At 67.0% G+C, this 18,304-nt stretch carries 17 protein-coding genes and 2 pseudogenes; 12 read left to right on the forward strand and 7 right to left on the reverse strand.

Annotation, left to right across the window (positions count from 1 at the left end; all coding sequences use genetic code 11):
- Positions 1-9: 9 nt before the first annotated feature.
- The 8 genes and pseudogenes from andAd to DW355_RS11085 all read left to right on the forward strand — a co-directional run bounded on the left by andAd (position 10) and on the right by DW355_RS11085 (position 6,567).
- The gene (gene andAd / locus DW355_RS11050; RefSeq protein ID WP_242671117.1) at positions 10-546 is read left to right on the forward strand and encodes an anthranilate 1,2-dioxygenase small subunit AndAd; all 537 of its coding nucleotides are present in this window, start codon (positions 10-12) and stop codon (positions 544-546) included.
- Between the two features lie 154 nt (positions 547-700).
- Positions 701-1,045, forward strand: coding sequence for a non-heme iron oxygenase ferredoxin subunit (locus tag DW355_RS11055; protein WP_131280111.1), 345 nt, complete (start codon positions 701-703; stop codon positions 1,043-1,045).
- A 72-nt stretch (positions 1,046-1,117) separates the two neighbouring features.
- Complete coding sequence (locus DW355_RS11060; protein WP_131280113.1) at positions 1,118-2,290, forward strand: ABC transporter substrate-binding protein; 1,173 nt, start codon at positions 1,118-1,120, stop codon at positions 2,288-2,290.
- Positions 2,291-2,431: 141 nt separating this feature from the next.
- A complete protein-coding gene (locus tag DW355_RS11065) occupies positions 2,432-3,352 on the forward strand; it encodes a branched-chain amino acid ABC transporter permease (RefSeq protein ID WP_131280115.1) in 921 nt (306 codons plus the stop codon).
- 1 nt (position 3,353) lies between these two features.
- A pseudogene (locus tag DW355_RS11070) lies at positions 3,354-4,330 on the forward strand (branched-chain amino acid ABC transporter permease).
- Positions 4,327-5,127 carry an ABC transporter ATP-binding protein gene (locus DW355_RS11075; protein ID WP_131280116.1) on the forward strand — a complete coding sequence of 267 codons (801 nt, stop codon included), beginning with the start codon at positions 4,327-4,329 and terminating at the stop codon, positions 5,125-5,127. Before DW355_RS11070 ends, DW355_RS11075 begins: the two are co-directional and overlap by 4 nt.
- Positions 5,127-5,897 (forward strand): ABC transporter ATP-binding protein, encoded by a 771-nt coding sequence (locus tag DW355_RS11080; protein WP_242671118.1) that lies wholly within the window; start codon positions 5,127-5,129, stop codon positions 5,895-5,897. The genes DW355_RS11075 and DW355_RS11080 overlap by 1 nt, the downstream gene beginning before the upstream one ends.
- A gap of 322 nt (positions 5,898-6,219) precedes the next feature.
- Complete coding sequence (locus DW355_RS11085) at positions 6,220-6,567, forward strand: hypothetical protein (RefSeq protein ID WP_131280118.1); 348 nt, start codon at positions 6,220-6,222, stop codon at positions 6,565-6,567.
- 81 nt (positions 6,568-6,648) lie between these two features.
- On the opposite strand, the gene DW355_RS11090 is transcribed toward DW355_RS11085, so the two are convergent.
- Positions 6,649-7,173 (reverse strand): GNAT family N-acetyltransferase, encoded by a 525-nt coding sequence (locus DW355_RS11090; RefSeq protein WP_131280119.1) that lies wholly within the window; start codon positions 7,171-7,173, stop codon positions 6,649-6,651.
- Between the two features lie 13 nt (positions 7,174-7,186).
- On the reverse strand, positions 7,187-8,740 hold the full coding sequence (locus tag DW355_RS11095; protein WP_207388012.1) for an MFS transporter: 1,554 nt from the start codon (positions 8,738-8,740) through the stop codon (positions 7,187-7,189).
- A 72-nt stretch (positions 8,741-8,812) separates the two neighbouring features.
- Here DW355_RS11095 and DW355_RS11100 point away from each other — a divergent pair, with 72 nt between their 5' ends.
- Positions 8,813-9,499 (forward strand): DsbA family oxidoreductase, encoded by a 687-nt coding sequence (locus DW355_RS11100; protein ID WP_131280121.1) that lies wholly within the window; start codon positions 8,813-8,815, stop codon positions 9,497-9,499.
- A gap of 70 nt (positions 9,500-9,569) precedes the next feature.
- A complete protein-coding gene (locus tag DW355_RS11105; protein WP_131280123.1) occupies positions 9,570-10,121 on the forward strand; it encodes a DUF2937 family protein in 552 nt (183 codons plus the stop codon).
- A 35-nt stretch (positions 10,122-10,156) separates the two neighbouring features.
- Here the strand turns inward: DW355_RS11105 and DW355_RS18490 are convergent, their stop codons facing one another.
- From DW355_RS18490 to DW355_RS11120, 4 genes are all read right to left on the reverse strand, one after another.
- Positions 10,157-10,684 carry a transglutaminase-like domain-containing protein gene (locus DW355_RS18490; protein ID WP_347562730.1) on the reverse strand — a complete coding sequence of 176 codons (528 nt, stop codon included), beginning with the start codon at positions 10,682-10,684 and terminating at the stop codon, positions 10,157-10,159.
- Complete coding sequence (locus tag DW355_RS18495) at positions 10,684-11,172, reverse strand: transglutaminase N-terminal domain-containing protein (protein ID WP_347562731.1); 489 nt, start codon at positions 11,170-11,172, stop codon at positions 10,684-10,686. Before DW355_RS18495 ends, DW355_RS18490 begins: the two co-directional genes overlap by 1 nt.
- 77 nt (positions 11,173-11,249) lie before the next feature.
- A complete protein-coding gene (locus DW355_RS11115; RefSeq protein ID WP_131280124.1) occupies positions 11,250-13,964 on the reverse strand; it encodes a circularly permuted type 2 ATP-grasp protein in 2,715 nt (904 codons plus the stop codon).
- Positions 13,958-14,218: a hypothetical protein gene (locus tag DW355_RS11120; protein WP_131280126.1), complete on the reverse strand. Its 261-nt coding sequence runs from the start codon at positions 14,216-14,218 to the stop codon at positions 13,958-13,960. Before DW355_RS11120 ends, DW355_RS11115 begins: the two co-directional genes overlap by 7 nt.
- A 139-nt stretch (positions 14,219-14,357) precedes the next feature.
- Between DW355_RS11120 and murJ the strand changes: the two are divergent.
- A pseudogene (murJ, locus tag DW355_RS11125) lies at positions 14,358-15,976 on the forward strand (murein biosynthesis integral membrane protein MurJ).
- A 90-nt stretch (positions 15,977-16,066) separates the two neighbouring features.
- The gene (locus DW355_RS11130) at positions 16,067-17,059 is read left to right on the forward strand and encodes a SirB1 family protein (RefSeq protein WP_131280127.1); all 993 of its coding nucleotides are present in this window, start codon (positions 16,067-16,069) and stop codon (positions 17,057-17,059) included.
- A 54-nt stretch (positions 17,060-17,113) separates the two neighbouring features.
- On the opposite strand, the gene DW355_RS11135 is transcribed toward DW355_RS11130, so the two are convergent.
- Positions 17,114-18,232 carry a ParA family protein gene (locus tag DW355_RS11135; RefSeq protein WP_131280129.1) on the reverse strand — a complete coding sequence of 373 codons (1,119 nt, stop codon included), beginning with the start codon at positions 18,230-18,232 and terminating at the stop codon, positions 17,114-17,116.
- Between the last annotated feature and the right edge of the window lie 72 nt (positions 18,233-18,304).

The following is an 18,304-nucleotide window of genomic DNA, read 5'->3' on the forward strand; positions in this document are numbered from 1 at the left end:
ACAGCGACCATGACCACCCTGACGCTCAAGAAACCCGCGGCCCAGGCCGTGACCGAACCTGCCGTTGCGACGCTGGAGTCCATCACCCTCTGGTTCGAGATCAGCCAGTTGCAGGAGCGCTACTGCGCCGCGCTGGACAACAACCGGCTCGAAGACTGGGCGGCCATGTTCACGCCGGATTGTCTGTATGAGATCGTCCCCAAGGAAAACGCCGACCAGGGCCTGCCCATCGGCCTGATCTACTGCGACAACCAGAAGATGCTGCGCGACCGTGTGCTCTCGCTGCGCCACGCCAACATCTACGAAGACCACAGCAACCGCCACATGACCTCAGGCCTGACGATCCAGAACGTCGACGCGGACACGGTGCAAGCCGAATCCAGCTACGTGGTGATCCAGACCCGCACCAATGGCGAGTCCTTCGTCTACCAAGCCGGACGTTACCTGGACCTGATCGTGCGCACGCCCGAAGGCTGGCGCTACAAGTCCAAGCGGGTGATCTACGACACCTCGCGCGTCATGACCTTGTTGGCCACTCCGATATAAACCCACCCCCGACTCTCGCCCACTGGGTGTGGCTCGTATCCCCCAGTTCTCGCAAGGGAACCCTACGAGTTCGGGGCGCACCCAGCGGCCCGGCAAAGCCGGTTCCGCGGGTGCCCTTGAAGGGCCTTTGGGTTGTTCAACAGCACGGAGCTTTATGAACTTTCAGGTACAAGAAAAATTGCAGTGGCATGACGTGGGCGAGCCCGAGGACTTTCCCGATGGCGCGGTCTGGCCCGTGGTGGCCGCTGGCATGCCGATTGCAGTGTTTCGCGCGGGCGAGGTGCTGCACGCGCTGCACGACCTGTGCACGCACGGCGCGGCCAAGCTGTCGGACGGCTACATCGAAAACGGCTGTGTCGAATGCCCGCTGCACCAGGGCCTGTTCGACATCGCCACCGGCCAACCTTGTGGCGGCCCGGTGACAGAGGCCGTGCGGAGTTTCCCGATCCGCGTCGTCTTCAAGGACGGGGCAGGGCGGGTGGAGGTCGGAATCGGTTAAAACTTCGGGCTTTGTCGACCTTGGGTCGAGTCCGGGTTGGGTTTCCTTTGATTTTTCCTACATGGAGCACGCATGAAATCTTCTTTCTTCCCCGCCGCCGTGGCCACCCTGGCCCTGAGCTTCGGCTTGAACGCCCAGGCCGCTGACCCGGTCAAGGTCGGCTTGGCGCTGGACCTGTCCGGCCCCTTCGCGGTCGGCGGTGCCGAGGCGCGCGACGCGATCAACCTGGCCATCAAGCTGCTGGACAACAAACTGGGCGGCTACCCGGCCGAATTCATCCAGGCCGACACGGCCGGCAGCCCCGACCAGGCGCGCCAGATCGTGCAGCGCTTCGTGCAGCGCGACAACATTGATTTCTTCACCGGCCCCGTGCCGTCCAACATCGCGCTGGCCGTGGGTCCCGTGCTGTTCGGCGCCAAGGTGCCCTACATCAGCAGCAACCCTGGCCCCAGCCAGTACGCGGGCGAGCAGTGCAGCCCCTACTTCTTCGGCCTGAGCTACCAGAACGACACCTGGGACGAAGCCGCAGGCCAGTGGGCCAGCGACCAGAAGGTGAAGAGCGCCTTCCTGATCGCGCCCAACTACCCGGCGGGCCGTGACCACCTGGGCGGCTTCAAGCGCACCTACAAGGGCGAGGTCGTCGCCGAGGTCTACGGCAAGGTCGGCCAGCTGGACTACGCGGCCGAGCTGGCGCAGATCCGCGCCGCCAAGCCGGCGGCCGTGTTCTTCTTCCTGCCCGGCGCCATGGGCATCAACTTCATCAAGCAGTTCGTCGCCGCCGGCCTGTCCAAGGAGGTGCGCCTCATCACTGGCCCGGCCTCCGCCGAGGAAGACACCATCGCCGCCGTCGGCGAGCCCATTCTGGGCCTGTACTCCACCTCGCCCTGGTCGCATGACCTGCCCAACGCCGCCAACCAGAAGTTCGTGAGCGAGTTCCGCAAGGCCTATGGCCGTTACCCCACCTTCTACGCCGCCCACGCCTACGAGGCCATCATGGCCATGGACGCCGCCGTCAAGGACGTCAAGGGCAAGGTCGACGACAAGGACGCAGTGCTCAAGGCCCTCAAGGCGGCCAACTTCGCGTCCATCAAGGGCAGTTTCAAGTACGGCAACAACCAGTTCCCGATCCAGGACTACTACCTGCGCGTGATCGAGAAGAACAAGGACGGCGTTCTGACCAACAAGACGCTGTCGACGCCGCTCAAGGGCTACCGCGACGCCTATTACACGCAATGCAAATTGTGAATGTGCTCCCCGAGGCGCCTTCGGCGCCTCCCCCGGGCACGGCAGGGTCACTTGCGTGTCCGGGGCGCTCCCAGCGGCTCAGGCTTTGCCGGTTCTGCGGGAGCCCTGGGTTGGGTTTGTAGCGCGCGGACGTTGTTGGTTATGACCCCCATACTTTTTGTCGAGCAGATGCTCAACGGCATCGGCTATGGCCTGATGCTGTTCCTGCTGGCCGCCGGCCTGACACTGGTCTTCGGCATCATGGACGTGATGAACCTGGCCCACGGTTCGCTCTTCATGGGCGGGGCCTATGTGGCGGCCCAGGTGCACACCAGCAGCGGTTCCTTCGTGGCCGGCCTGCTGGCTGCGTTGGCCGTGGTGCTGCTGGTCGCCTTGGTGCTGGAAGCCTTGCTGGTGCGTCACCTCTACGGGCGTGACCATCTGGCCCAGGTGCTGGCCACCTTCGGCATCATCCTGGTGGCCGACGACGCGGTGAAAATGATCTGGGGGCCTGCACCCTTGATGGCTTCGGCGCCGGCGGCGCTGGCCGAGCCCATCGAAATCCTGCCCGGCCTGCCGTACCCGTCTTACCGCCTGCTCATCCTCGTTGTGGGCCTGCTGGTGGCGCTGGGCCTGTACCTGCTGGTCAATCACACCCGTGTGGGCATGCTGGTGCGCGCGGGTGCCTCCAACCGCGCGATGGCCGAGTTCATGGGGGTGCGTGTGGGGCGTGTGTTCTCCGGCGTCTTTCTGCTGGGCGCGGCGTTGGCCGCGCTGGCTGGTGCGCTGATGGGGCCCATCACGGCGGTGCAGGTCGGCATGGGCGAGGAGATCCTGATACCCGCCCTGGTGGTGCTGGTCATTGGCGGCATCGGCTCGGTGCGCGGGGCCTTCATCGCGGCCTTGCTGGTGGGCCTGGTCGACACCTGCGGGCGTGCCTTCGTGCCCATGGCCTTGCGCGCCGTGCTGCCGCCCGCGGCCGTGTCCGACGTCGCACCGCTGATCGCGGGGCTGGCCATGTATGCCTTGATGGCGACGGTGTTGGCGTTCAAGCCCGCCGGACTCTTTCCGGCGAGAGGCTGAAATGAAACTGGCTCGTTGGCTGCCCTGGGTGGCGCTGTTGTTGCTGGCGGTGTTCCCGCTGGTGGCGCCCTCGCTGGGGCTGGACTTTTACGTGGGCTTTGTGCGGCGCGTGCTGATCTTTGCGCTGGCTGCCGCGGGCTTGAACTTCATCCTCGGTTTCGGCGGCCTGGCCGCCCTGGGGCACTGCGGATTCCTGGGCGTGGGCGCCTACACGCTGGTCGCGCTGGCGCATGCCGGTGTGCACAGTGCCTGGCTGCTCTGGCCCGCGGCCCTGCTGGTGGCGGCGCTGGCTGCCGCCCTGATCGGCCTGGTGGCCCTGCGCACGCGTGGCGTGTATTTCATCATGATCACGCTGGCCTTCGCGCAGATGCTCTATTACATCGCGGTGTCACTGCGCCCTTATGGCGGGGACGACGGCTACAACCTGGTGACGCCCACGTCCTTCGGCGTGGGTCTGAACACGCTGAACGATGGTGTTTTCTACTGGGTGGTGTTGGCCTTGTTCGCGGGTGCCATGCTGCTGTTCAACCGCGCCACGCGTTCACGCTTTGGCCACGCGCTCATGGGCGTGCGTGACAACGAAACGCGCATGCGGGCGCTGGGTTTCCCGGTGCGCCGCATCCAACTCGCCGCCTTCGCCATCGCGGGGGCGTGGCGGGCCTGGCCGGGGCCATGCTGGTCTCGCACAACAACTTCGCCAGCCCGTCCATGATGCATTGGACGCAATCGGCCATGCTGCTGGTGATGGTGGTCATCGGTGGCGTGGGACAGCGCTGGGGCGGTCCGGTGGGGGCGACCGTGTGGATCGGACTGGAAGAAATCGTCAAGGCCTATACCGAATACTGGCATTTGCCGCTGGGCGTGCTGCTCGTCACCATCGTCTTCCTCGCGCCGCGCGGCATCGCAGGCTTGCTGCAAGGCCGTGCGCTGACGACACGCGCCGCGACCAGCGCGGCGGCCCAGGAGGGCGCGGCATGAGCGTTTTAACAGCCGCAGCGGCCCTGTTCCAGGTTCAGGGCCTGGTCAAGAACTTCGGTGCGCTGCGGGCCACGGACGATGTCTCCCTGGCCGTCAACGCAGGCGAGATCCACGCGCTGATCGGACCGAATGGCGCGGGCAAGTCCACGCTGGTCAATCTGATTTCCGGTCTGCATGCGCCGGACGCGGGCCGCATCACGCTCGACGGTGCGGACCTCACGCCCCTGCCCATGCATGCGCGCGTCAGTGCCGGCCTCTCGCGCTGCTTCCAGATCACCAGCATCTTTCCCAAGGCCACTGTGCTGGACAACCTGCTGCTGGCCGTGCAGTCTTCCGGCGGGCGCCATCCGGGCGGTGGCCGAGGTCTGTTGCGTGTGCTGCAGACTTTTCTCGGCGATCGCGCGCGGGACGAGGCCCTGCGTGCGCAGGCCGTGTCACTGGCCGAGCGCGTGGGCCTGGGCGGCGCGCTGGACCGCGCGGCCGGCGCCTTGCCGCATGGCGCGCAGCGCCAGCTCGATGTGGCCCTGGCCCTGGCGGCGCGGCCGAAGCTGCTGCTGCTCGACGAACCCATGGCGGGCATGGGGCCGGAGGACAGCGAGCGCATGACGGCGCTGATCCAGACACTGAAAGTAGACATGGCCATCCTGCTGATCGAACACGACATGAAGGCTGTGTTCGCGCTGGCCGACCGCATCTCGGTGCTGGTCTACGGCAAGGTGCTGACCTCGGGCAGCGTGGACGACATCCGCGGCAACCCGCAGGTGCAGGCGGTTTACCTGGGCACGGAGGAAGTTTGATGAGTGTGGCCTTGCCTTTGCTGCACGCCGAGCACATCGAGGCGGGTTATGGTGCGGATGGGGGAACGGGTGAAGGCGCCAGCCAGGTGCTCTTCGGCATCAACCTGAGCATCCAGGCCGGTGAAGTCGTGACCCTGCTCGGCCGCAATGGCATGGGCAAGAGCACGACCATCAAGACCCTGATCGGCGCGTTGCCCCTGCGCCGGGGCCGCATCCGTTTCGGCGAAACGACGGTCGCGGCCGCGCAGGCTGGCGGCCCGCGCCAGGCCCTGCGACCCGACGCCATCGCCCGCCTGGGCGTGGCCATCGTGCCCGAAGGGCGGCAGTGCTTCCCCAACCTCACGGTGGAAGAACACCTGCTCGCCTTCGCCGATACCCGCAACGAGCAACGGGAAGCCTGGGACCTGGGCAAGCTCTACGCCCTGTTCCCGCGTCTGCGGGAACGCCGGCAGAACATGGGCAATCAACTCTCGGGTGGCGAGCAGCAGATGCTGGCCATCGCCCGCGCACTCTCCACCAACCCGCGCCTGCTCATCCTCGATGAAGCCACCGAAGGCCTGGCCCCCGTGATCCGCGAGGAAATCTGGAAGTGCCTGCGCCAGCTCAAAGACCTGGGCCAGACCATCCTGGTCGTGGACAAATACATCGAGCGCTTGCTCGACCTCGCTGATCGGCACCTGGTGCTGGAGCGGGGGCGGGTGGTGTGGCAGGGGGATTCGGCGGCGCTGCGGGCGGATCGGGGCGTGTGGCAGCAGTATCTGGGGGTTTAGAGAGAACCGGATTTGTGCGACGGCTTGCTTTTTCTGTTTGAGCCGAAGAAATGCAATGTCTAATGTGGAGTCCAGCACTGCAACCGCGATACCTCGCAACATGGGAAATTTTCTTAACAAACAGTGTCGGCACTGTGGCAACTTGGCCCCTTCCTATGCCGTTGCCTGTCCCACCTGCGGACGGCAGCTTCCTGATAACGCAAAAGAAACTCCTGGGGAGGAGGAGTCACCGACCGCACTGGGAACAGGGGCCATACCAGGAGCTCAACCATCGTGGCAGCCGACGCACCATGGTTTGGGAACGCTGAACTGGATTTGCGTTGTGCTGCTCGTTCCGGGCGCCGTGTTCATATTGCGGACGCTCTCGCATGTTGATACGGCTGCGTTACTGGTGGTGGGATTCCTGATATGCACATTCTTGCTGACAGCCATCTTTCTCTCGCGAGGCGTCAAATTCTTTGCGCGTCTTCCGATTTGGTCGTATCAAAACGCTTTGCGCAGAGTGGCTCTGATCTGCAACTTTATTTGGGCTCTTACGGGTGTAGGGACGCTTGCTGCAAGTATCGCTACCAGGCAGTCTGTTGTCGCGCTGCTTGGCACGATTATGTTTGACATGCTGCTCATCGTGAATGTCATCAGGCTTTGGGGTAAAGCTCAGAGCGTGGAATGAATCGCTGGGTTCGTCCCCCTGTTTAGGCGCAGGTGCAGAGCTTGCCAGTTCGACGATGCTCCTCGCTATGAAGGCTGGCTTTTAGATCCACTTCTGCATGAACAGTGCCTGCCCCGCCGCCGGGTCCAGCTGGTATTGGGCGAAGCCGAAGCGCTGGTAGCTGGCCTGGGCCACCGCGTTGCCCGAGAGCACTTCCAGCGTGAGCTTGCAGCAACCCAGGTGCCGCGCGTGCTGCTCGACGGCGGCAAGCAGGGCCTGGCCGACACCCCGGCCGCGATGCGTGGGGTGCACAGCCATGTCGTGGATATTGAGCAGGGGGCGTGACTTGAAGGTCGAAAAGCCCAGGAAGCAGTTCGCCAGGCCCACGGCTTTCTCCTCACCCTGATCGGCCCCGGACCCTGCCCAGGCGATGACGCTGTACGCGCCCGGCTGCGCGGCCAGGTCACCGGGCAAGCGGCGTTTCACGTCCTCGGGCAAGGGCTCGCCGCCGCCCATGGGGTCGCGCGCGTACATGTCCAGCAGCGTGACCAGCGCACTGGCATCACGCGGGTCGCGGTAGTTGACGGGACGAACCTGGAGGGATGAGGGATCAAGGCTGGTGGTCATGGAGCTGCTTGTCTCATGGTTGGGCGTGTGCGCTTCTCGGCGGCTGGCGCAGCAGGCTGGCGGTGCCCGAGGCCAGGGCGAACACGGCGCCGATGGCCAGGGCCAGTGTGGGGCCGAAGGCCGTGTCTGCTGCGTCCGCGCCGCCGATCACGGTCAGGGGGTAGAAACTGAACACGGTGGCCAGCACCACGGCGCCCAGGGTCTGGCCCGTCAGGCGCGCGGTGCCCAGCATGCCGCCCGCCGCACCCGCGCGTTGGGCGGGTGGGGTGGTCAGGATGATGTGGTTGTTCGGCGACTGGAAGATGCCGAAGCCCGCACCGCACAGCAGCAAGCAGGCCACCACCCAGACGTCGCTGGCCTGCGGTGGCAGCAGGGCGAGCAGGACCAGGCCCGTGGCCAGCAGGGCCATGCCCGCCGCACCCAGCCAGGCGCCGGGCACCTTGCCGATCACGCGGCCGACCAGGGGCGCGGCCACCACGATGGCCAGCGGCCAGGCCGTGAGCAGGGCGCCGGCCTGAAGAGGGGTGCGGCCCTGCACTTCCAGCAGCAGGAAGGGCAGGCCGGCGAAGGCGATCATCTGCGCGCAGAAGGCACCGACCGAGGCGCACATGGACAGGGCGAACACCGGCATGCGCAGCAGGTCCAGCGGCAGCAGCGGGCGCGTCATGCGCCGCTGGCGCGCCACGTACCAGACGCCCAGCAGCAGGCCGGCCAGCAACTGCAGCGTGGGCAGCAGCAGGTCAGGCGCGCCGAAGCCCGCAACACCCGAACCCCCCGCGTGGGCCGTGCCCGGCGCGGCGTCCAGGTGGGTGCCCAGCCCGTCCGCGCCCAGGAAAACCAAGGAAAAGACCAGTACGTTCAGCGCCGCGTCCAGCAGCGTCCATTCCGTGCGGTGCGTTGCCTTGGGGCTGTGTGGCAGCGAACGCAGCCCCAGCCACAGCGTGAGGATGCCCAAGGGGATGTTGACCAGGAACAGCCAGGGCCAAGTTGCGATGGAGAGGATGGCCGCGGCCACCGTCGGCCCCGCCACGGTGGAGGCGGCCACGACCATCGAATTGATGGCCAGGCCTCGGCCCAGCAGGCGGCGCGGGTAGATCTGCCGCACCAGCGCGGCGTTCACGCTCATGATGCCGGCGGCGCCCACGCCTTGAAGTGCGCGGGCGGCCGCGAGTTGGGGCAGGGTCTGTGCGAGACCGCAGGCCAGGGATGCCAGGGTGAAGACGGCCATGCCCACCAGGTAGACGCGGCGGTGGCCCAGGCGGTCGCCCAGATTGGCCAGGGGCAGCAGCAGGCCCAGGGTGGTGAGCTGGTAGGCGTTGAGGATCCAGATGGAGCCGGCCGCGCTGGCGTTGAGGTCGCGCATGATGGGCGGCAGCGCCAGATTGACGACGGAGGCGTCCAGCACCGAAACGACCAGCCCCAGGATGATCACGGCCAGGGCCTGCAGGCGTTGCTTGAAGGGTAGCCCGTCGGGAAGACCGCCGCCGGCCGGGTTGCCCGCCGGGGGCGTCTGTTGCGCTTGGTCACCGATGTGTGCATCGGCTTGACCGGGGGAAGGAGCCGTCATGGCTATGATTATCCCGTTCCGGGGCAACCGCCGTCCGGGTTTGCCGCCATGTCCCGCGGCTGGAGTTAGGTAATGAGCAGCACCTTGCAAATCGATTTTGTGTCCGACGTGGCCTGTCCCTGGTGCGCCATCGGGCTGGGCGGGCTGGAACAGGCGTTGGACAAGCTGGTGGGCCAGGTCGACGCCCAGGTCACCTTCCAGCCGTTCGAGCTGAACCCGTCCATGGGGCCCGAAGGCCAGGACGTGAGCGAGCACCTGACGCAGAAATACGGCTCCACGCCCGAGCAACAGGCCGAGATCCGGGAGCGCATCCGCGAACGGGGCGCGGTGGTCGGTTTCGCCTTCAATCCTGAGGGCCGAGGGCGCATCTGGAACACCTTTGACGCTCACCGCCTGCTGGCCTGGGCCGCGGACACCGAGGCAGGCAATGGCCCGGACAAGCAGTGGGCGCTCAAGAAGGCATTGCTCGCGGCCTACCACGGCCGTGCCGAGAATGTTTCCGACGCCGGCGTGCTGGTTCAGGCCGCGCTGGCGGCCGGGCTGGATGCCACGCGCGCACACGCCATCCTTGCCGGTGACGACTACGCGCTGGCCGTGCGCGAAAGCGAACGTGAATGGCAGCAGGCCGGTATCAGTGCCGTGCCCGCCGTGGTGGTCAACCGCCGTTACCTCATCTCCGGAGGACAGCCGGCGGCCATGTACGAAGAGGCCCTGCAACGCATCGCGGCCGAAGCGACGGCCGAGGCGCCATCGGCCTGAATGCCTCCAGCCACCCCCTCCGCACCACCCACCAACCAGCCGATCCACAAAAAGACGATAACGAGGTTCTATGGTTTCCTTCCTGGTTCGTTACATCCTGATTGCCGTGGCCTGCGTGTTCATGCTTCTGGGCATGCAGCTTCCCAATCTGGCCGACCAATACACCAAGCGTGTCGACGCCAGCTTGCGTGAGGTCACGCTGAATTTCGAGCCCTTCCAGCGCATCGCCAACCAGCACACGGGCGGCAACATCGAGGCCTTGATCAAGCTGCACCGTGACAGCGCGATCGCGCCCTTCCAGGCCGAGGGCGAGGCCATCGATCGCATGAACAAGCGCCGCCTGCGCCTGCAGGCCCAGCACAAGGCCATGCAAGGGCCGCTGCATCAGCGCCTGTGGCATCTGGCCATGTTCGCCGACCCCAATCTGCGCGAGCAGACCCTGTTGCAGTACACGCCCAGCGCGCCGCTGACACAGGAAGCCCTGATGGCCGGTGGGGTGACGGCCCTGACTGCGCTGCTGGTACTGGAGTTCGCCATGGCCCTGGGCCGTTGGATCGCCGATCTGGTGGCCAGCCAGGTGCGGCAGCTTTTCCAACGCAAGCCGGCACGCGCGGCTGAGTGAGTGCGCGTGCCCCGGGACTCTGATTGCCCAGGGGCTCAGAGCGCCGTGGCCGCAGGTTCCTGCGCGGCGATTTCCTCTTGCGGCGCGACCGTCACGGCCACATGCAGGCCGTGGGTGCCGCCGCCATGGATGACACCGCGCAGCGGCGGCACGTCGGCGTAGTCCCGGCCCATGGCCAGCGTCACGTAATCCCCCCCGGGCGTGCCCCAGCCGTCGCGGGCATTGGTCGGGTCCAGGTCGTACCACCCGCCGGTGGCCGTGTCCTTGGGTGTGCCATCGCCATCATTTGGGGCCTTGCTGTCCTGGCGCAGGTCGGGCAACCACAGTGACACCCAGGCGTGGGAGGCATCGCTGCCGATCAGGCGTGGTTGGCCGGGAGGGGGTGTCGTCAACAGGTAGCCGCTGATATAACGCGCGGCCAGGCCCATGCTGCGCAGGCAAGCCAGCATGATGTGGGCGAAATCCTGGCAGACACCCTGGCGCAGTTCCAGGGCCTCCAAGGCCGAGGTATGAACTTCGGTGCTCTGGGTCTCATAACGGAAATCCGCGTGGATGCGCGCCATCAGCTCGCGCGCGGCCTGCAGGGCGGACCTGCCCGCTGCGAAGCTGGGCCGGGCGTAGGCGGCGAAAGCCTCATGGCGTGGTGCGCGGGGGAGGAAAAGCTGAATTCAGCGGCCGGCTGCCAGGCCGCGCGGGCTTGATAGCGGTACTGCGTGCGCAGTTCCTCCCAATTGATCGTGCTGACGGTGCGCGAAGCGGGGAGCGGCGCACGCGTGCTCAAGACGCTGCGTGCGGTCACGCGCAACAGGGTGTGCGGGCGGTCCAGGGCGAAGAAGGCGCGGTGGTTGCCGTACACGTCGACGGACCAGGCGTCCGGGCCGGTCGGCGCGGTACGCGGGGCTTCCTCGCTCAGGCCGGTCTCGACCTCCAACTGGTGCGCCTGCACGGTCTGCCAGGGCGTCTGCGGGGGGCGCAGGTAGGCGATGTGCTGGGCCAGCTCGACCATGCTGGCGTAGTCGTAGCGGGTCTCGTGGGTGATGTGCAGGTCCATGCCGGTCTGGGGTCCGAGGTGCGCGCGCGGTTCAGTGCGTTTTGTGCCGGGGCTGTTTCGGGTATGGGAGCGCAGGTTCAGTGTTCCAGGCTCTGGCTGGCTTGTCCGGCATGGGTGAAATAGCGTTGGCTGATCTCGTCGGAGATGCGCCAGGCGGCTTGCTCGCAATCGGTGAGCAGGGCTTGCAGCGGCGTGGCGTCGTCGGGTCCATCGCCAGTCATCTCTGCCCTTCGCGTCACCGGGTCCAGTGCCCAGGCATCGGCCGCCGGCAAGAGCGTGGCCAGCGCGTCCTGGTCCACGGGCAGGCCGGACAGGCGGGCCAGATGACTTTGCAGGTTCTGCACCACCCAGCGCAGCGATCGCGGGTTCTCCGTGTCGCGCAGCAGCAGGTCCAGCAGTGCGGTGGTGTCGTGGCTCAACTGGTGCTGGGCGCGGAAGGTGATGGTGCTGTCGAAGAGGGCGAGCAGGCTTTCGAAGCCGCCGTCTTCCTCTTGCACTGCGCCGCTGGAGAAACTGCTGGCCAGGGCCGGCGCGAGAAAACTCAGGCGCTCGATGTGCCGGCCGACGGAAAGCAGGCGCCAGCCGTCGTCGCGCGTCATGCGGTCGGTCTGCCCGCCCGTGATGGCCGCGAGGTGGATGCTGGTCGCGTCCAGCAGGCGCAGGGCCTCGGTGACGGCGTAATCGTTGTATGCAGCCACACCCGTGCCCCCGCCCTGGCTGCCCAGCCGAGCGCTGCGCTGCGTGAATTCCGTCTCGGCCTCGGTGATGACTTTCCAGTGTTCCTGCGAGAGCCGTTCGCGCACGCCAAAGGCCGCAGTCTTGAGGGCGCGCAGGCTTTGCCCCACGCTGGCGGCATGCTGGGTGCCGCCCAGGTTGGCGATCAGGGTGCGCGCGAAGACGCGCCGTGCCTGGGTGGCCGAGGGCGCGCCCGGCGGCACCAGGCCGTTGCGCTCGGCCAGGTCGCTGAGCCAGTCCAGCAAGGTGGTGGAACGGGTTTCCTGTTCGCCAAAGCCGGCTTGCAGGCCCATGCCGGCGCTCAGGCTGTCGAGGGCGAGGCGGGCCAGGCGCAAGGCGTTCTCGGCACGTTCGGTGTAGCGACCCAGCCAGTAGAGGTTTTCACCGGCCCGGCTGGTGACCAGGCGCTTGCGCTTGTCCTGTGGCTCGTGCCGCGAGGCGGGCATGGCCGCGGGGGGCGCGCCGATCAGCGTGGTTCGGTCCACTTCGCCCGCCGTCAAAACCCAGGTGTCGGCGCTGCTGCCGCCGCGCTGCATGGAGGCCATGCCCGCGCTGCCGTCCGACAGGCGGGTTGCCAGCCGCGTCAGGCCGCCGGGAAGAACTCGCCAGCGCGGTTGCCCCGCGCGCGCGCCAGTGGTTTCCAGCCCGTCGCACATGGCGAAGACGCGCATCAGCGCCGGACGCGGGGCAATGCGGTTGACGTGCCAGGTCGGCGTCTGCGACAGGGGCAGGTAACGCTGCACGGTGTGCCACTCGCCTTCGCGCAGCAGCCGACCCATCCATTGGTCCAGCTCTTCGCGCTTCAACTGGCGGCAGAGCACGGTCTCCGCAGATCCCGAGGATGCAGTGTAAGTGGGTTTGATGACACACTCGGCCAGGCGTTGCTGCACGTCCCGCACGCTGGCTTCCTCGCCGCACCACCAGGTGGGCAGGGACGGCAGGGACAGCGTTTCGCCGAGCAGCTCCTGCGCCAGCGCGGGCAGGAAACCCAGCAGGGCGCCGGATTCGAGGAAGGCCGAGCCCGGCGCGTTGGCCACGATCACATTGCCCGCGCGGATGGCCTGCAGCAGCCCCGGCACGCCCAGGGTCGAATCGGGGCGCAGCTCCAGCGGGTCGAGGAATTCGTCGTCCAGGCGCTTGAGCAGCACGTGCACCGGCTCCAGCCCACGCAGGGTCTTCAGGTAGAGCTTCTGCTCGCGCACGGTCAGGTCGTTGCCTTCCACCAGGGTCAGGCCCAGGTAACGCGCCAGGTAGGCATGCTCGAAGTAGGTTTCGTTGTAGGGGCCTGGCGTGAGCAGGGCGATGTGCGCGTCCTGCCCGGGGCTGACGTGGGCGGCGCTCATGCGCTTGAAGCCTTCGATCAGCGCACGGTAGGTGGCCGCCAGGTGCTGCACCCGCATGCCCTCGAAGGCCTGCGGGAACTGGCGTGAGATGGCGAGGCGGTTTTCCAGCAGATACCCCAGTCCCGAGGGCGCCTGGGTGCGCTGAGAGACGATCCACCAGTGCCCGTCGGGGCCACGCGCCAGGTCGAAGGCGGCGATGTGCAGATGTACTCCGCCCACCGGGGCCACCCCGTGCATGGCGCGCAGGTAGCCGGGATGCCCCTGGACCAGGGCCGGCGGCAGCAAGCCGCTTTTCAGCAGGCGCTGTGGGCCGTAGACATCGGCCATCATCTGTTCGAGCAGGCGCGTGCGCTGCAGCACGCCAGCTTCGATGTGCTGCCATTGCTCGGGCGTGACGATGAAGGGGAAGAGATCGAGTGACCAGGGCCGTTGTGGTCCGCTGGCGTCGGCGTAAACGTTGTAGCTGACCCCGTTGTCGCGGATCTGCCGCGCCAGACTGGCCGCGCGCGGGTTCAGGTCCGCGAAACCCTCCGTGCCAAGGTGCTCGAAAAACGCGGTCCAGTGGGGCGCGAGGGTGGGGTGGGGCGGGGCTGAGGCCTGCGGGGACGGCGTTGGGGTTTTCGCAGCAGCCGACGACGAGGTGGGCCATGGTGGGGTCGGCGTGGCGACGGGCGCAAGCGGTGCGACGGAGACGCTGGACGCCCCAGTCACCATGTTCTGGGCAGCCAGGGGGGCTTGACACCAGCGGCCGTGACGGTGGGCTGCACCGCCGATCCGCCCAGGAGCACCGCCGCGTGGCTGGGGGAGGTGTTGGGCGTGGGCGCCGGAGTTGCCGGGGCGTTGGGGGTGCGACCGCGCAACTCGTCAAAGTGCTCCAGGCCGGACGGCAGGGCCAGACGCAGCACCTGCTGCGTGGTGGAGGGCAGGGTGTCGTCGTCGAAAAGGTCTGGGCTGGCTCGGTCCACCATGGCGCTATTGTGACATCGGCCCTTGCGGCCGGGGTCGGAGTTCAAGTCACATTTCAGCCCATCCGCGGACGGTCGCGGTGGTTTACAGGAGCTGGCTACACTGGCGGCCCTTCGGGAAGCTTCAAGAGTCTGTGTTGCCATGAGTTTGTTCAAAGCCGCTTCCACGGTCTCGTTGCTGACCCTGGTGTCGCGCATCACCGGGCTGGCGCGTGAGTTGCTGATCGCCGCCGCCTTCGGCGCCAGCGCCCTCACCGATGCCTTCAACGTCGCGTTTCGCATTCCCAATCTGTTCCGTCGCCTGTTCGCCGAAGGCGCCTTCAGCCAGGCGTTCGTGCCCGTGCTGGCGACCGTGAAGGAGCGGGAAGGGCCAGAGGCGGCGCGCCACCTGATCGATCGCGCGGCGACGGTGTTGGCCTGGGTGCTGCTGCTCGTCAGCATCGTGGGCGTGCTGGCCGCTCCGGCCCTGGTCTGGCTGCTGGCTTCGGGCCTGCGCGAGTCCGCAGCCCATGGATCGGCCGGCCATGGGGCGGTGAGGCCCCACGATGCGGCGGTGCTGATGACGCGCTGGATGTTTCCCTACATCGCCTGCATGTCGCTGGTGGCTCTCGCGGCCGGGGTGCTCAACACCTGGCGACGCTTTGCCGTGCCCGCGGCCACGCCGGTGCTGCTCAATGTGGCGATGATTCTGGCGGCGCTCTTCGCCACTCGTTGGGGCGCGCCCTGGCTGCTGGCGCATGGCATCGAACCCATCTATACGCTGGGGTGGGCGTGCTCTTGGGCGGGCTGCTGCAATTGGGCGCGCAGGCGTGGGCGCTGAAACGCATGGAACTGCTGCCGCGCATCGGCTTGAGTCCCCGGGCCTTGCGCGCCGCCTGGTCCGACCCCGGCACGCGCCGGGTGCTCACGCTGATGGCGCCCGCCCTGCTGGGCGTGGGCGTGGCGCAACTGTCGCTGCTCATCAACACGCAGATCGCGTCCTACCTCGCGCCGGGCAGCGTCAGCTGGCTGAGCTACGCCGACCGCCTGATGGAATTCCCGGTGGCCTTGCTGGGTGTGGCGCTGGGCGTGGTGCTGATGCCGCAGTTGGCGGCCGCGAAATCCATGAGCGACGTGGCACAGGGCGCGGCACGCTACTCTGAACTGCTGGATTGGGGCCTGCGCCTGGTGCTGCTGCTGGCACTGCCCTGCGCGTTGGCCTTGCTGCTGTTTGCCGAGCCCCTGACGGCGGTGCTCTACCACTATGGCGCCTTCACCGCGCGCGACGTGCAGATGACCGCAACTGCCTTGATGGGTTGGGGCGCAGGCCTGGTGGGCGTGGTTGCGATCAAGGTGCTGGCGCCAGGCTATTACGCCAGCCAGGATGTGAAGACGCCGGTACGCATCGCCATCGTTGTGCTGGTGCTCACGCAATTGCTCAACCTCGTGCTCGTGCCCTTGTGGCAGCACGCGGCGCTGTCGCTGTCCATCGGCATTGGCGCGCTCGTGAACGCGTTGTGGCTGTTGCTGGGCCTGCGCAAGCGCGGCAGTTACCGGCCGCTGCCGGGCTGGGGTGCTTTCACCGCGCGGGTGGTCCTGGCCTCCGCGCTGCTCGCGGCCTATCTGTACTGGGCGGCCCAGGCCTGGGACTGGACAGCCTTGCAGGCCCGGCCCTGGCAGCGTATCGGTCTCTTGAGCGTCATCGTGACGGGTGCGGGTGCGGTTTACCTGGGAGCGGCCTGGATGGCGGGACTGCGCTTGCGGGTGTTGCTGCGACGTTGATCCCCACGAGGCGATGTTGCCTGCTATAAATCGATGCACGGCCTCGGGCCGCGGCCGACCGCATGAAGGATTGCACAAGGGCTGAAGTTCATGAAGTTCGTATTTGAAGCGCCCACCCCGCTCGACTACTTCGCCTTGCTGGTGCAGGAGCACACCCAGGCTTCGGGCCTGTCCGACCGCTTGCCCTTGCTGGAAGCTGCGGTCTGCCTGGGACAGGATGAATACCCGCAACTGGACGTGCAACAGGTGCTGGCCGACGTGGATGCCCTGCTGGTGCGTCTGCGCACGCGTCTGCCCGCGGATGCCCCGGCCTTGCACAAACTGCGGCTGCTCAATCACTTCTTCTTCGAGGAGTTGGGCTTCGCCGGCAATCGCAACCATTACCACGACCCGGACAACAGCTACTTGCACCGCGTGCTGGAACGGCGTCGGGGTATTCCGGTCTCGCTGGCCGTGCTTTGGCTCGAACTGGCCCAGGGTCTCGGGCTGGACGCCCATGGCGTGGGGTTCCCCGGCCATTTCCTGGTCAAGGTGCAGGTGCCCACGCCCGCTGGACAGGCCAGCCGCGGCGCCAAGCCGGTTGCGCAGGTGGTGATCGATCCGTTTAGCGGCGAATCCCTGAGTCGCGAGGAACTGTTGGAACGCCTGGACACTTGGCGTTCCTCGGCGGGCGGGCCACTGCCGTACAGCCAAGTTCCCACCGACACGGCTGCGGATTTCTCGCTGGCTTGGCATCTGCGCACCTTGCCAGCGCGCGACATCCTGGCGCGCATGCTGCGCAACCTCAAGGAAATCCATCGAGGCCAGCGTGATTGGCAGCGTCTGGTCGCCGTGGAGGACCGTCTGCTGGTGCTGTTGCCCGGGGCCTGGGAGGAGTACCGCGATCGCGGCCTGGCGCGGGCCGAGCTGGGTCACGTGCCATCCGCCCTGAGCGATCTGGAAACCTACCTGGCCCGGGTCGAAGACGGTGCAGGAGAAGACTGGGAGCGGGGAGCGGGTTTGCACCCGCCCAGCGCCGCAGCGCTGGCGGAGCGACAAGCGCTGACCGAGCGGGTGGCCGCCTTGCGGCGCGCGATGGATTGAACTGGAAGGCGGCCTAGCCGCCGGGCCGCTGGGTCAGGCCGCTTTGGCCATCCATCAAGCCTTGACCAACTTGAGAAAGGCCGGAATGTGGGCGAGGTCGTCCTCCGTGTCCTCGACACGGCTTGCCTCCGCCGCTGTAGGCGTTTGCGGTACGGTCGAGGCGGCGGGCGCGCCACCACGCAGCACGCCACTGCCCCCCACACGATCCAGCACGCGTGGCGAGCCGATGCGTGTGACGGGCGCGGGCTGGCGTGAATTCATCAGGCGGGAGGCGAGATGTGCCCCCGCGTTCGAAGCCGCGGCCAGGGCCTGGCTGTTGACGTTGGGCGGTGTGGCTTCGATGGGGGCACTCGCCGCCGGCTCGCGGGTTGGCGGGGTCATGCCCACCGGCGGGGAGGCCGTCGCCCGAGGAATGGGGGCTGCGGCGGTCTGGGGCGCGAGGTTGGGGGCACCGTCGGCCGCGTTCATGCTGGCAACCGCTGGGCTCACGCCCAGATAAGGTTGCAACCATTCCAGGATGGGCTGCCATTGCTGCAAGTCAGTCTGCAGGTTGTCAGTCTGCGCGTCGGCGATCTGGAAATGGCCTGCCTGCACCGCCGCGTTGGCCATGCTGTGCGCCATGTCGAAGAGGGTCATGCCGCGCTCGGTGCTCTCGACGTATACCGGCGACTCGCGCAGCACGCCAAGGAATGGGAGGTTCAGCTTGGTGGCCCACTGGGCCAGGATTTCACCCGAATCCGAGTCTTCGTCCACGCGCATGCCGATGCTGACCACCTTGCAACGGCCGGAAATCACACGCGGCAGGCTCATGAGCTCAGCATGGCAGGTGGCGGCCGACTCGCGATCAAAGGCCGAGCTGCACACCGGCATGATGACGGCGTCGGCGAACATGATCATGCGGGCCAGATCAAAGCCATGCAGGCCGCCGGGCGTGTCCAGGATGACGTGGGTGATGCCGGCGGGCACGCGCAGCACGTTCTGGTTGATGGCCCAGGGGGCGATGGGGGGGAGGGCGCTGCTGCGCTTGTGCAGCCAGTTGCGGGAGGATTGCTGGCGATCGACGTCGCCCAGCATGACGGCATGGCCTTGATGCGCGCACCAAGCCGCCAAATGCGTGGCGAGCGTGCTTTTGCCGCTCCCTCCCTTGCGATTGACGATGGCGATGACAGGCATGAATGCTCCAGTAAGCTGTAAGCGCGAAACCGGTCGGTGTGTCAGTTTGACCCGAAAGATGCGCAAAGTCCA

This window comes from Hylemonella gracilis (genome assembly GCF_004328645.1).
Lineage (GTDB): Bacteria > Pseudomonadota > Gammaproteobacteria > Burkholderiales > Burkholderiaceae_C > Hylemonella > Hylemonella gracilis_B.

Excerpts from the sequence above, each read along its gene's own strand:
- andAd (WP_242671117.1), top strand. The coding sequence starts at position 10 with ATGACCACCCTGACGCTCAAGAAACCCGCGGCCCAGGCCGTGACCGAA.
- DW355_RS11055 (WP_131280111.1), top strand. The coding sequence starts at position 701 with ATGAACTTTCAGGTACAAGAAAAATTGCAGTGGCATGACGTGGGCGAG.
- DW355_RS11060 (WP_131280113.1), top strand. The coding sequence starts at position 1,118 with ATGAAATCTTCTTTCTTCCCCGCCGCCGTGGCCACCCTGGCCCTGAGC.
- DW355_RS11065 (WP_131280115.1), top strand. The coding sequence starts at position 2,432 with ATGACCCCCATACTTTTTGTCGAGCAGATGCTCAACGGCATCGGCTAT.
- DW355_RS11075 (WP_131280116.1), top strand. The coding sequence starts at position 4,327 with ATGAGCGTTTTAACAGCCGCAGCGGCCCTGTTCCAGGTTCAGGGCCTG.
- DW355_RS11080 (WP_242671118.1), top strand. The coding sequence starts at position 5,127 with ATGAGTGTGGCCTTGCCTTTGCTGCACGCCGAGCACATCGAGGCGGGT.
- DW355_RS11090 (WP_131280119.1), bottom strand. The coding sequence starts at position 7,173 with ATGACCACCAGCCTTGATCCCTCATCCCTCCAGGTTCGTCCCGTCAAC.
- DW355_RS11095 (WP_207388012.1), bottom strand. The coding sequence starts at position 8,740 with ATGACGGCTCCTTCCCCCGGTCAAGCCGATGCACACATCGGTGACCAA.
- DW355_RS11100 (WP_131280121.1), top strand. The coding sequence starts at position 8,813 with ATGAGCAGCACCTTGCAAATCGATTTTGTGTCCGACGTGGCCTGTCCC.
- DW355_RS11105 (WP_131280123.1), top strand. The coding sequence starts at position 9,570 with ATGGTTTCCTTCCTGGTTCGTTACATCCTGATTGCCGTGGCCTGCGTG.
- DW355_RS18490 (WP_347562730.1), bottom strand. The coding sequence starts at position 10,684 with ATGGCGCGCATCCACGCGGATTTCCGTTATGAGACCCAGAGCACCGAA.
- DW355_RS18495 (WP_347562731.1), bottom strand. The coding sequence starts at position 11,172 with ATGGACCTGCACATCACCCACGAGACCCGCTACGACTACGCCAGCATG.
- DW355_RS11115 (WP_131280124.1), bottom strand. The coding sequence starts at position 13,964 with ATGGTGACTGGGGCGTCCAGCGTCTCCGTCGCACCGCTTGCGCCCGTC.
- DW355_RS11120 (WP_131280126.1), bottom strand. The coding sequence starts at position 14,218 with ATGGTGGACCGAGCCAGCCCAGACCTTTTCGACGACGACACCCTGCCC.
- DW355_RS11130 (WP_131280127.1), top strand. The coding sequence starts at position 16,067 with ATGAAGTTCGTATTTGAAGCGCCCACCCCGCTCGACTACTTCGCCTTG.
- DW355_RS11135 (WP_131280129.1), bottom strand. The coding sequence starts at position 18,232 with ATGCCTGTCATCGCCATCGTCAATCGCAAGGGAGGGAGCGGCAAAAGC.